This is a genomic window from Bacillus sp. SRB3LM, assembly GCF_015712745.1.
Classification (GTDB): Bacteria; Bacillota; Bacilli; order Bacillales; family Bacillaceae_G; genus Bacillus_A; species Bacillus_A thuringiensis_K.
Genome location: NZ_VWVQ01000103.1, coordinates 199020 through 212440 on the forward strand (window position 1 = coordinate 199020; position 13421 = coordinate 212440).

Consider the following 13421-nt stretch of genomic DNA (forward strand, 5'->3'; position numbering starts at 1 on the left):
AACACCTCTTCTGTAATTTTTTTATTTAAGATTTAAAAGTGCTGCTGCGTCTAATTGCGTAATTTCAGTCACTTCCTTACTGAATATTGCAACAGAAGCCCTATAATCTAAACTAGGCCTTACATCTTCCATCATTGTATTACTTGCTAACTCTTGTCTATCCTTAAAAACCAACAAGTTTGGAGGATCATTTGGAGCTGATACTGTAATATGTACTGGTGGAATCATTAGTCCTTCACCTGTCGCTTTCAGCACCGCTTCTTTTCGAGTCCAATATGTTAAAAAACCTTCTATTTTCTGTTCATTTGACAGTTTCATAACTTGCGCTATTTCAATGTCTGTTAATACACCTTCTGCCATTTTCATAACATCTATACTTGGATTCATTTGTTCTACATCTATGCCAACAGGTGCGGATTTTGTAAATGCAACGACAACCCACTCACCTGAATGCGAAACGGATAATTGCGGCATACCTTCTGGTAATTGTGGTCTTCCATGCTGCAATTTACATACTGAGCACATTCGATCAATTGGTACTTGGACTGGTGACATAGAAAGTATCTTGCCGAGAACTAATCTACTTATTACGCAACCTATTATAAAACGAGCTCGATCTGCCGAATGATGATACGAATTTGCTTTCTCTCGCTCTATATCATTTAGTAAATTGTAATGCCATGATTGTAAATCCGAAATTCTTGCCCACCATATTTGACAATCATTCTCATTCAAAGTTGGAATAGAATCTACAACTTTACTTTCTATCATGTAAACTCTCCTTTATTCAACGAATATCAATTTTCATAAAAAAGCATACGTATATTGTTATTCATTGACAAGTACTTTCTCTTTTTCTGATACAGATAATGTTTTTTCTTTCTTCTTTGACATTACCTCTTTATCGGAAATACGTAAAGAAAATAGTAGTGCTATGAGCAAAAATATTGCTGACCCAATTAATGCTGCTTGATATGGTAAAAAATCGGATTGAACGTTATTACCTCCAAAACCAGCTAGTATACTAGCTAAAACCGCTACTCCTATTGCTGAACCTAGTCGATTTTGCACATTGAATATAGTAGTCGCTCTCCCCATAGAAGGCGGCGTGATATTGTTAAAGGCAGAAAATTGAACCGCACCGACAGATTGACCTAAGAAAATACCGATACCAAACAATAATGCCCGGATTTGCCACGGATTCGTATCGTGATTTACAAAACTTAATAAAACAAAGATAACCGCGGTACAAATTAATCCAATAGAAATTACCTTTCGAGCTCCTAATTTCTTATATGACCATGGTACAATTTGTGAAGAAATCATTAATCCAATCGCCTCTGGAAATGTCGTAAGTCCTGATTCCAGTGCAGAAACTCCTATCACATTTTGATACATAAGAGGAAAAACAAATAACATTCCTAATAAACCAGCTGATGAAAATAATGATATAAGGCTCATCTTTCTAAAGACTGGTTCTTTTAATAAGCGTAAATCTAACATCGGTTGCTTTACTTTCAGTTCTACAATTATAAACAATGTAATGAATACAACCCCAACTATCCCAGTACTCATAATTTCTGGAGAAATCCACCCTTTTGATGGTCCCTGGCTGAGTGCATATATGAGCATCGCAAATCCTGGTGCTGATAAAATAAAGCCGAGCGAATCAAAGCGACCAGCTGATTTTTCAACATGTTCTGCTAAAAATAGAAGTCCAAATAGCAATGCAACGATTCCAAACGGTAGATTAATATAAAATGCCCAACGCCAAGACATTTGATCTACAAAGAAACCACCGATGATAGGACCAATTGCTGGTGCTACAGCAATTGGAAGTATAATGAACCGGGAAATCTTCGGTCTTTCCTCTGGTGAAAATGTTCGAAATAACATCGCCATTCCAACCGGTGTTAAAAGCCCTCCGCCAGCACCTTGAATAATACGGAAAATATTCAATGAAGTAATATCGTTAGCCATTCCGCATAAAGCAGATGCAATTGTAAATACGAAAAGAGCAATTAAAAACACTCTTTTCGTACCAAAACGATCTCCTAACCAACCAGAAATCGGAAGGAAAACAGCTAAACTAACTAAATACCCAACATTAACCGTCCCCATTGCAGATGGAGGTACTTGTAGTTCTCTACTTATCGTTTGCAGTGCTACATTTACAATCGTTGCGTCCATCGCAGCCATAAACATCGCAGTTATATAAACGATACTTACAACTACTTTTGGATTTAGTTTTTCTTTCATTATCGTTTTCCTACTAATGTTTTTTCGCGAACTTGATTACCTTGTGGATTCAAATCTTTCCAGTTATATTCAACATATTCTAAGCAACTCTGCCTACTAGCTTCTTCATATACGACATTCCAGCCAATAGGTACATCGAGAAAAGCAGGCCAGAGAGAATACTGGCCCTCCTCATTTATTAATACTTTATATGTGTAATTATCATTTTCAAATGGATTCGTCATACTCTACTTACCCCTTTCTTATTCTGCAAATATTTCGCTAATACTTGTCCAATTTCCGTAAGTGGACCTGGCTGACATAGATCTTTATGTCTACAATCAATATCGTGCTGCACAATTTGCCCATCTAAATAATTTAGCCACGTATTTGGAGAAATAGGATCAAACCAGTCTGGTATAACAGTAGATCTAAAGAATAAGATATCTCCGTTATAAACTTTCGGTACATATTTCCCTAACAACCCTACTGAATTTACATATGTTTCTTTCAAGTTCAATATAGTCTCTTCTTCAAGACTTGCTAATGCACTTCCATCTTTACGAAGGATTTCAACTGCACTTTCCATTGTAAGTGGTTTACCATCCATGTTATCTGGGTCATATCCGCCTAAAGCAAGTAATGCGATTAACGCTTCCTCTTCAGTAGGCGCTTCCGTATTCGGTAAGAAGTGTCCAGGATAAGAGTCAAGCATAACGAGTAATTCTACTTCTTCCCCTTCATTTTGTAATTGCGCCGCCATTGCATGCACAACATTTCCTCCAAGCGACCAACCTAGTAAACGATATGGTCCATAAGGCTGTACTTCACGAACATGTTTCAAGTAATCCGCCGCCATCTCCTCTAAACTTTTTGGAAGTTCTTCATTTTTAGCAATACCTCGTGCTTGTACACCATAGATTGGATAATCTGTTCCTAAAGATTTCATAAGTCCTGCATAGCACCAACTTAATCCACCAGCTGGATGTACACAAAATAGTGGTAATTGATCCCCACTTGCTCGTAATGGAAGCAACACATCAAGTGCACTTTGACCATTCCCCATCTCAAGTCTTTCAGCTAACCCTGCAACAGTCGGTGCTGCAAATAAAGTACCAATATTTAGTTCCACTCCAAGCGCCTCTTTCATGCGGCTCATAAGCTGCACTGCAAGGAGTGAATGGCCACCAAGATCAAAGAATCCGTCATCAATTCCAATTTGAGGTACACTTAGCACTTCTGTAAACAAGTCACATAACATTTCTTCTTGCGGTGTTCTTGGACCACAACTAGAAGATGATGCAATAAATTCTGGAGCTGGCAATGCCTTTCTATCTAATTTACCGTTTGGAGTTAAAGGTAACTCATTTACTACTACAAAAGCGTATGGAACCATATAATCTGGTAAACTACCACTAGCAAACTGACGCATTTCATTCGTATCAATCGCTTCATTATTTGATGCAACGATATAAGAAACTAACCGTTTATCCCCTGGTTGATCTTCCCGTACAATAACGGCTACTTGCTCAACTTTAGGGTGCTTCATTATGACTGCTTCTATTTCTCCTAATTCAATTCGGAATCCACGAATTTTGATTTGATGATCTGCACGTCCTATATAATCTAGCGTCCCATCTTTACGCCAGCGAGCTAAGTCTCCTGTACGATACATTCTTGTACCTGGCTTGCCAAATGGATCTGCGATAAAGCGTTCAGCCGTTAATCCTGCTCTTCCTAAATATCCACGCGCAAGCCCTGCACCTGCAACATACATTTCTCCAACTACTCCAGGTGGCACTGGTTGTAAATAGTTATCTAACACATACACTTTAAGGTCAGGTATACTGCACCCAATTAAACTATTTGCTCGTAAAGAGACGATAGTTTCATCTAATTCAATATAACTAACATGTACTGTCGTCTCCGTAATACCGTACATATTAATAAGCTTTGGTGCGTTATGAGGATGTCGACTATACCACTCTTCTAAGCGACTTAGCTCAAGTGCTTCTCCTCCAAAAACAACATATCGTAAAGATAATTTTTGGCCAATCTCTTCATTTTCACGATCTGCTTGCATCAATTGATAGAACGCTGATGGAGTTTGGTTTAAAATCGTAACCTTTTCTTTAACAAGAAGCTGTAAAAATTCTTTCGGTGAGCGACTTACAGTATGTGGCACTACAACTAAACGCCCTCCGTATAATAAAGGTCCCCAAATTTCCCAAACCGAGAAATCAAAAGCATATGAATGGAACATCGTCCAAACATCGTTTTCATCAAACTGGAACCAATGATCAGTTGCTCCTAAAAGTCTTACTACATTTTGATGAGGTATCATAACGCCTTTCGGTCTACCCGTTGACCCTGACGTATAAATAACGTAAGCAATATGTGATGGAGATAATGGCTTAATACGTTCCACTTCATCAATATTGTCTTCACTATATTTCTCAACTTCTGCTATTACTTTTACATTATCAATTAAAACTTTTAGTGCCTCATTACATTCAATTTCCACTTCTGAATTCGTTAAAACACATGATGGTTTCGCATCGTGTAGCATAAATGAAATACGGTCTGCTGGGTAATCTGGATCTAACGGAAGGTATCCAGCACCAGCTTTAAGAACAGCTAATAAGCTTACAACCATGTTTAATGATCTTGGCATCGCTAAAGCAACGAGTTGATCAGGACCAATCCCTTTTGCTATTAGGAATCGAGCTATTTTATTTGCTTTTCTATTTAACTCTTCATAAGTTAATTTCTTATCTTCAAAGACAACAGCAATAGAATTTGGATTTATATGAGCCTGCTTTTCAAATAATTGTGGCAATGTCATTTCTGGTGCAATTTGAAAACCACCATTCCACTTTTCTAACACTGTATTTTTCTCTGCTACAGTTAATATTTCTAATCTGCCAATGGATCGATCCGGATGTTTCGCTGCATCATCTAATAACAAAATGAATCGTTCTATTAGTTTTTGAACCGTTTCACGTTTATATAAATCGGTACTAAACTCTAGTAATCCATGTAAACCGTTCGGAGTACCGTCCCCCCCGTTACTCTCACTAATTTCAAATGTTAAGTCAAATTTTGCAGAACCGACGCTTTGAATTTCAAGGTTCGCTTCTATATCCGGGGCATCAAAGATTGCTTCTGGCGTATTTTGGAAAGCTAACATAACTTGAAATAGCGGATGACTATTTCGAGTACGCACTGGGTTTAACACTTCAACGAGTCGTTCAAATGGAACATCTTGATTTTCATAAGCTGCAAGATTTGTCTGCTTTACTCTATTCAATAATTCTTTAAAACTTGGATCTCCTGATGTATTTGTACGTAACACTAATGTATTTACAAATAAGCCGACTATGTCAGAGAGTACATCATCATTTCTTCCAGCAATCGGACTTCCAATTGGTATATCAGTGCCTGCACCTAATCTTGTAAATAGTGCACTAAGCCCTGCTTGCAATACCATAAACAAACTAGCTCCATTTTCACGTGCAAGCTCTACTAACCTACTATGCATTTCTTCATCTATATGAAAATGAATTGTTTCCCCGCGGTAACTCGTCTCAATTGGACGCTGGAAATCTGTAGGTAACTCCATTTGGTCTGGTAAACCTTTAAGTTCTTCTTTCCAAAAATCTAATTGTGTTGAAATAAGACTCTCTTGTGTCGTTTCATCACCTAGCAATTGCTGTTGCCAAAGTGCATAATCCGCGTATTGAACGGGAAGTGTCTCCAGCTGAACTCTGTCACCTTGACATCGCGCTTTATACGCCGCTGTAAAGTCTCTCGTTAACGGCTGTAATGACCAGCCATCACCTATAATATGATGTAATAGAATTAATAATACATGTTCGTTTTCACTCACTGTAAAAAGTTGCAAACGAACTGCCGGCTCAAAATCGAGGTTAAAGCTATATCTTACCGCCTCTGAAAGTACACTTTCTAATTCATCTTTACATGTATTAGTTATAACCATTTCTAGATTTAAGTTTTCCATATCTAAAATTTTCTGATAGGAACTACCTAATACGTTAGGGAAAATTGTTCTAAGTGTTTCATGTTTCTCAACTACATCATAAAAAGCACCTTGTAATGCTTCCCGATTCAATATTCCATTCATACGAATGACTAGCGGAATATTATAAGTAGGACTTGGACCTTCTAAACAATTTAAGAACCATAACCTGCGCTGTGCAAATGAAAGTGGAACTTCATTTGGCCTACTTGCTTTCTGAATAGCTGGTCTTGCACTTTTTGCATCGTTTAATTGTTTCGCCAGTTCGGCAACAGTTGGTGATTCAAATAGTTTCCCGATTCCTAATTCCACACTTAACGTTTCACGAATTCTTGCCATTAAACGAGATGCGAGAAGTGAATGTCCACCCATTTCAAAGAAATTATCATCAATGCTAATTCGAGAAACACCAAGTACTTCTGCAAATAAATCACATAATATTTCTTCTTTCGGATTTCTAGCAACTCTCTCATTGTTCATTCCATTAAAATCAGGAGCAGGTAATTTCTTTCTGTCAACCTTACCATTTGGCGTTAATGGTAATTCTTCTAGCACAACAAATGCCGATGGTATCATATAATTCGCTAAACTTTCTGAAACATAAGAACGAATTTCTGAAAGATTAATCGGTTCCTTTTCTTCTGCAACGATATACGCAATGATGCGTTTATCATTTGGACGATCTTCTCGTACCATTACTACCGCTTGTTGAATATTTTCATGTCGTTGTAATACCGTTTCAATTTCAGCTAATTCAATTCGGAATCCACGAATTTTAATTTGATGATCTGCACGACTAATGTACTCTAACGCACCATCACTACGCCATTTCACAAGATCTCCTGTACGGTACATGCGCTTCCCTGATTCTCCATAAGGATTTGCAATAAACCGTTCAGCTGTTAACTCAGGTTTTCCTAAATATCCGCTTGCAAGTCCCTCCCCTGCAATATATAATTCCCCAATAACTCCAGGTGGAACTGGTTGTAACCCTGCATCCAATACATACACTTCTGTATTGCAAATTGGCTTTCCAATAGGAGGTATACCCTTTTCACCTTCATCAATGTTCATGAAAGTAGACCAAATCGTCGTTTCAGTTGGTCCATATAAATTAGTTATTGAGCAACCTAATTCTTTTAATTTATTTGCTAAATGCTCTGGAAGAGCTTCACCACCAACAAGTATATTTAGCCCTTGTAGCTTCTCTGGATAATCAGTTACTAACGCCTGCCAAAGCGTCGGTGTAGCCTGCATAATTGTCACTCTTTCTTCTTGTAAAAGTGTCGCTACTGCTGATGGCTCTTGTATGTCTTCTTTTTGTGCAATTGTTAAACTTGCACCACTAATAAGAGGTAAATAAATTTCTAGTGCAGAAATATCAAATGCAAACGTTGTAACTGCTAATAAATGATCATTTTCATGTAATGAAAATTTTTGTTGCATAGCCATTAAAAAGTTACTTAAACCTCTCATAGGAACAATTACACCTTTTGGGTTTCCTGTTGAGCCTGAAGTATATATTGTATAGGCTGGGTTTAAAAGTGATACATCATTCTTACATGCTATATTCATACGAGAATATGTATGTAACGCTAGTTTCGTTTCTTCTTCATCTAATACAATTTTTTTCATATCATTTTCTATAACTAACTTAGATGAAACAGATGAATGTGTTATGATACAAACTGGTTTTGCGTCATTTACTATATAATTAATTCTTTCTGCTGGGTATTCTGGATCTATTGGTAAATACGCTGCACCAGCCTTTAAGACTGCTAGCATACTAACTACCATTTCTATTGATCTAGGGAATACTAAAGCTACAAACTGGTTTGGTCGCATTCCTTCTTCTACTAAATAATGTGCTAGTTCATTCGCTCGTTCATTTAGCTCTTTATACGTAAGGTTTACACCGTCACAAGTAATGGCTAGTTTATTGGGATTTTTTTGCACTTGTTTTTCAAATGATATAGGCAGACTGATTAACTCATCGTCTTCCTTCGTTTCATTCCATTCCAATAAAACTTTATGATTTTCTTCAGGCAGAGTAATGTTTATTTTTCCAATCGACTCGTTTTTCTCATAATTATTTACTACTAATTCAAATAGATTCATAAATCTTTCTTTATGCAATGCTAGCTCCGCGCCATTATATACTTCAGGATTTGCATCAAAATGAATCATTAGCTCATTTTGATCAAAACGTTTATATACATTTATTGATAAATCATCGACAGGTCCTGCTGATAAATTATGCGTAATACCACGATTTCCAGCAAAATTTAGCCCGTAATCAAAAGGCATAACATTCACTAACGGTCCAAACAACCTTTGATTTTCACCTAGTAACTTTAAGTCTCTTCTTAATTCCTCATGACGGTATTTATAATGGCGACGTACATCTCGGATTTCTTTAGAAACTTGTTGCAATAATTCCGCAAGAGTTATATTTGGAGTTACTGTAATACGAAGTGGCACTAAATTCATTACCATACTTGGTGTATGAATAGATACCGAACCTAGACGTCCCATCATCGGTAAACCTAAAACAATATCATTTGCACCTGTTAACTTATGCATATAAATACTTGTTACAGCGACAATGAATTCCGGCCAACTTGTTAACGAAATATTGATATCTTCTAATAAAGTTTTCGTGCTAGAACTAGATAAATAAGCTGTTTCTCGTGAAAATCCATTTGATGTTCTCGGTGCTCGCTCTGCCAAGCTTACAACTTCTGGTTCATCCGCAAATTTTTCTAACCAAAAAGTACGATCTTCCTGAAATTTTTTAGACTCACGATACTCAATATCTTCTTGCACGACCTTTGTAAGAGAACCAAATGGCTTTTCATTCTTGTTTGTTTCTTCTATAAGTGATGTATACTCATTCGCTACTTTTTGGCTAAGAAGTGAAAATCCATAGCCATCCATCACAATGTGATGGATGCGCTGATACCAAAAGAAACGATTATTTTCAACTTGAATAAGTGCTTCAGTAAATAATGTATCTTTTTTCAAATCGACTGGCATAGATAAATCATTTTTCATCCATACTTTAGCAGCTTCTTCAGGATTTTCTTCTTTACGAACGTCAATAAAATGCATATGAAACTGTGATTCTTCAATAACTTGCCATGGGCCAATTTCATCCTCCTCGAAGCGAACATGAAGTGCTTCTGCTTCCATTACAACTTTACGTACAGCTAATTCGAAAATTTCTTGATGAATATTTCCGTTTATTTCTACATATTCTCCAGTATTGTAAATTGGATTAAGCGGATCTAATTGTTGCGCAAACCACATACCAGACTGCGCAGATGATAACGAATGACGAATCTTTTGACTGTTAGGCATTCTTTACTACCCCTTTATTATGTAGTCTATTTGTTACAGCACCTGTGCTGTTTGTGAAGATAGTAAACTGTACCAACCTGCAACAGTTGGACGTTCTGCTAAATCTGCAAAAGTGATTTCTTTCCCTTCACGACGCCACTTCTCTACTAAACTCATAATTCTGACCGAATCAAGCCCTCTATTTAATAAGTCCTCATCAATATCAATACTCTCTACTGGCTCACGAAGTAGTTGTGCAACTAGTTCATGCACTTCCTGTATAGTGATTCCTTCACTCTCATCATCTTTTACACTTTGTAAATCGTTTAACAGTAGGTTTGTTGATGTCGTTACTGCACATCTATTAGATGCATACTCCAATGCTTGTTTATGATGCTCTAGTGAAAAATCAGCAACTGCATCTGCTACAAAGAACGGCTCTATACCATCCATAAATGCTTCACAAGCTGTTAAAAGACAGCCAATATGCGCATAAATACCGCAAATAATGAGTTGATCTCTTCCTTGTTCATTTAAAATTTCTAATAGATTTGTCTTTTTAAATGCACTATATCTCCATTTTGTTAGGAATATATCATCCTCATCAGGAGTAAGTTCATCAACAATTTTCTTTTTATCTGGTCCAGCAGGTATACCGTCACCCCAAAAGTCTTGTAATAAACCTCGTTGTTCCAACGTTTGTCCACCAGGTTGTGCTGTATAAACAACTGGTATACCAAGTTCCTTACATTTTTCTCTTATCATTTTAATATTTGAAATAAGTTCTACTTTTGGTGATTCTTTATCGCTATATGCATCAAGAAAATATTCTTGCATGTCATGAATTAAAAGTACTGCACGTTTCGGATCTGGTGTCCAATTCACTTTATTTTTTGGTAGTTCTGATTCAATTGGCATTTTATATACTGAAATAGATGGGATAGCCATCTAATCACTTCCTTCCGGTTTTTATTATTGTTTTACTGTAATAAGTTTTTCAGCAATGACTTTACGTAGTTCCTTTTTGCTGACTTTTCCGACTCCTGTTTGCGGGAATGATTCAATAAATTCAATTCGATCTGGAATTTTATAAGCCGCTATACCACGTTCTCTTAAAAACATTTTTAATTCACTTACTGCTGGAACTTGTCCGCGAGCTATAACAAAAGCACAGGTGCGTTCACCTAAATAATCGTCAGGCATAGATACAATTGCTACGTCATGGACCGCATCGTGTGCTAATAGATGATTTTCAACTTCTTCCGCAGCAACTTTCTCACCACCACGGTTAATTTGATCTTTATCTCTTCCTTCTACAATGATGTATCCTTGTTCATTTACTTTTACAAGATCACCTGTGCGATAAAACCCATCCTTTGTAAATGATCGGGCATTATGCTCTTCGGCTTTATAGTAACCACGAATTGTATATGGACCTCGTGTTAATAAACTACCTACTTCGCCAGGTTTTACATCGTTGTCATTTTCATCAACAACTCGTACTTCATCGAGTGCAGACATTGGTCTACCTTGTGTATGAATAATAATTTCTTCCGGATCGTCTAATCTTGTATAGTTCACTAATCCTTCCGCCATACCAAATACTTGCTGTAACGTACATCCAAATGTAGGGCGTATACGTTTTGCAACCTCAGCACTAAACTTAGCACCACCTACTTGAATAACCTCTAAACTCGATAAATCAGCATTACGAGAAGATGCAGCGTCAAGCCATATCATTGCTAATGGCGGTACGAGAGCAGTAATCGTAACTTTTTCTTTTTCGATAAGTGCAAATGCCTCATCCGGACTACCCCCAGTTGCCAGCACAACTTTTCCACCTGCATAGAAAGTTCCAAATGTTCCAGGAGAGCTCATCGGGTAATTATGTGCTACTGGAAGAACGGCCATATAGACACTCTCTGCACTTAAATTACAAATTTCAGCGCTAACACGTAAACTATAAATATAATCATCATGCGTTCGAGGAATTAATTTAGAAAGTCCTGTTGTCCCTCCTGATAATTGGAGAAACGCAACATCACTTGGCTGAACTTCTGGTAATGAGACGGGATCCATATACAGATCATTTATGTTCACAAATTCTTCTTCTTCTCCCACTACAATAACTTGTTGTAAATTTGGCACTTTCTCTTTCACTTCTCTTGCTAGTTTTCGATAATCAAAACCAAGAGCCTTATCTGAAATAACGTAAGCGCTCGCCTCGCCAAACTCACAAAAATAACTAATTTCACTGCTTCGATGTGAAGGTAGTGCAAAGACAGGAAGCGCTCCAATTCTAAATAGCGCAAAACATATTTCGAAAAACTCGATAATGTTAGGTAACTGGATTACAACTCTGTCCTCTTTCTTTATTCCTAAATTCAGTAAACCTGCTGCTAAACGATCTACCTTTTTATTAAGTTCACTGTACGTTATATGCGTCTTACCGCTTACAACCGCGATTTGATTTCCATATTTCTCAGCTCGCTCTCTTAACACTCCTCCAAATGTTTCACCAAGCCAACATCCTGCTTCTCGGTAACGATCGGCAAATTCTTTTGGCCATTCTGTATAACCTACTAGCATTCTTTCTTCCCCCTATTTTTCATTAAGTGAACTATCTCTTAACCCTAAAGCTTTTAGCATTGTTTGGAACTTAGCTGATGTTTCTGCTAACTCATCTTCTGGTTTTGACTCAGCAACAACTCCAGCTCCTGCATATAAACGAAGTGTATTTTCTTGTACTTCAGCACAACGAATTGTAACAATCCATTCTCCATCTCCATTTAAATCGCTCCATCCTAGCATTCCTGTAAAGAACTCGCGGTCAAATGGCTCAATATGCTGTATAGCCTCTCTTGCTTTTTCCATCGGAGTTCCGCAAACTGCTGGCGTAGGATGAAGGGCAATTGCTAATTGTAAAGAAGAAGTATTTGGATCCTTAAGTTCACCTTTCACTTCTGTAGACAAATGCCACATCGCTTCACTATGAATAACTGATGGCTTTTCTGGAACATGTAATGTATGACAATACGGACGAAGTGCAGCGGCAACCGCTTCCACTACTACCGCATGTTCATGTAAATCTTTTGGAGAAGAAAGTAATTCCTCTGCTCTTCTTTTATCTTCTACTGGGTCCTCACTACGTGGCCTTGAACCAGCTAACGGGTTAGAAATAACTTGCATACCATTACGTGAAATAAGTAATTCAGGGCTTGCTCCAATTAGCGTTTTACTGTTCTCCTTTTCATCTTTCGGTAAATTCACAGCAAATGTATAACCATGCTTATTATGCTCTGCTAATTCTCGCAGAAGTTTTTGCTTATCAATCTTTTCGGAAGATTTAACATCTAACGATCTGGATAGAACGATTTTCTTTAAATCACCGTCCTGTATTTTTTCAATTCCTTGCTTCACACCATTCATATAAACTTCAGGGTCTGGCATTGGCGTCATTTCAAATGTTGCGTTCTCATTTGTTTCAAGCTGATTTGTTGTATCCAATTGTAACCGCTCAGAAATTCTGCTATATTCTGGTACGATGAGTTGGACTTCTTTTCTACGATCAAATGGCAAAGCACCCACAACGATAGGATTTGGATTTCCAGCTTGTTTCGCATTACTTAATGTCGTTTGCACAAGCTCTGGGAAACTTTCAATTTCACGATGCTTTACTGTAGTAAACTCTCCTTCTGTTAATATCGTTCGAGTTGGTGAAGCGAAAAAGAATGAAGATTCAGTCTTATAATCATCTAAAAGTTTTTCTGACAATTCCTTTACAGCTATATGTTCATTCATAATA

The 13421-nt window shown here is 37.3% G+C and carries 7 protein-coding genes; all 7 read right to left on the reverse strand.

The genetic code is table 11. The features are described from left to right. Nucleotides 1-21: 21 nt before the first annotated feature. The 7 genes from sfp to dhbC are packed head-to-tail and all read right to left on the reverse strand — an operon-like array spanning nt 22 to nt 13417. Nucleotides 22-771, reverse strand: coding sequence for a 4'-phosphopantetheinyl transferase Sfp (gene sfp, locus F3I02_RS28245; protein ID WP_000573001.1), 750 nt, complete (start codon nt 769-771; stop codon nt 22-24). A 57-nt stretch (nt 772-828) separates the two neighbouring features. Continuing rightward, nucleotides 829-2259 carry an MDR family MFS transporter gene (locus tag F3I02_RS28250; RefSeq protein WP_000660201.1) on the reverse strand — a complete coding sequence of 477 codons (1431 nt, stop codon included), beginning with the start codon at nt 2257-2259 and terminating at the stop codon, nt 829-831. After that, on the reverse strand, nt 2259-2483 hold the full coding sequence (locus tag F3I02_RS28255) for an MbtH family protein (RefSeq protein WP_000184059.1): 225 nt from the start codon (nt 2481-2483) through the stop codon (nt 2259-2261). Before F3I02_RS28255 ends, F3I02_RS28250 begins: the two co-directional genes overlap by 1 nt. Continuing rightward, nucleotides 2480-9637 carry an amino acid adenylation domain-containing protein gene (locus F3I02_RS28260; protein WP_196478655.1) on the reverse strand — a complete coding sequence of 2386 codons (7158 nt, stop codon included), beginning with the start codon at nt 9635-9637 and terminating at the stop codon, nt 2480-2482. Before F3I02_RS28260 ends, F3I02_RS28255 begins: the two co-directional genes overlap by 4 nt. A gap of 33 nt (nt 9638-9670) precedes the next feature. Then, nucleotides 9671-10564, reverse strand: a complete 894-nt coding sequence (locus F3I02_RS28265) for an isochorismatase family protein (RefSeq protein WP_001007259.1) — start codon at nt 10562-10564, stop codon at nt 9671-9673. Between the two features lie 24 nt (nt 10565-10588). Then, nucleotides 10589-12205, reverse strand: coding sequence for a (2,3-dihydroxybenzoyl)adenylate synthase (locus tag F3I02_RS28270; protein ID WP_000960122.1), 1617 nt, complete (start codon nt 12203-12205; stop codon nt 10589-10591). 12 nt (nt 12206-12217) lie between these two features. After that, the gene (gene dhbC, locus F3I02_RS28275) at nt 12218-13417 is read right to left on the reverse strand and encodes an isochorismate synthase DhbC (protein WP_001002065.1); all 1200 of its coding nucleotides are present in this window, start codon (nt 13415-13417) and stop codon (nt 12218-12220) included. Between the last annotated feature and the right edge of the window lie 4 nt (nt 13418-13421).

Coding starts and splice junctions, on each gene's coding strand:
- sfp (WP_000573001.1), bottom strand. CDS start 771: ATGATAGAAAGTAAAGTTGTAGATTCTATTCCAACTTTGAATGAGAAT.
- F3I02_RS28250 (WP_000660201.1), bottom strand. CDS start 2,259: ATGAAAGAAAAACTAAATCCAAAAGTAGTTGTAAGTATCGTTTATATA.
- F3I02_RS28255 (WP_000184059.1), bottom strand. CDS start 2,483: ATGACGAATCCATTTGAAAATGATAATTACACATATAAAGTATTAATA.
- F3I02_RS28260 (WP_196478655.1), bottom strand. CDS start 9,637: ATGCCTAACAGTCAAAAGATTCGTCATTCGTTATCATCTGCGCAGTCT.
- F3I02_RS28265 (WP_001007259.1), bottom strand. CDS start 10,564: ATGGCTATCCCATCTATTTCAGTATATAAAATGCCAATTGAATCAGAA.
- F3I02_RS28270 (WP_000960122.1), bottom strand. CDS start 12,205: ATGCTAGTAGGTTATACAGAATGGCCAAAAGAATTTGCCGATCGTTAC.
- dhbC (WP_001002065.1), bottom strand. CDS start 13,417: ATGAATGAACATATAGCTGTAAAGGAATTGTCAGAAAAACTTTTAGAT.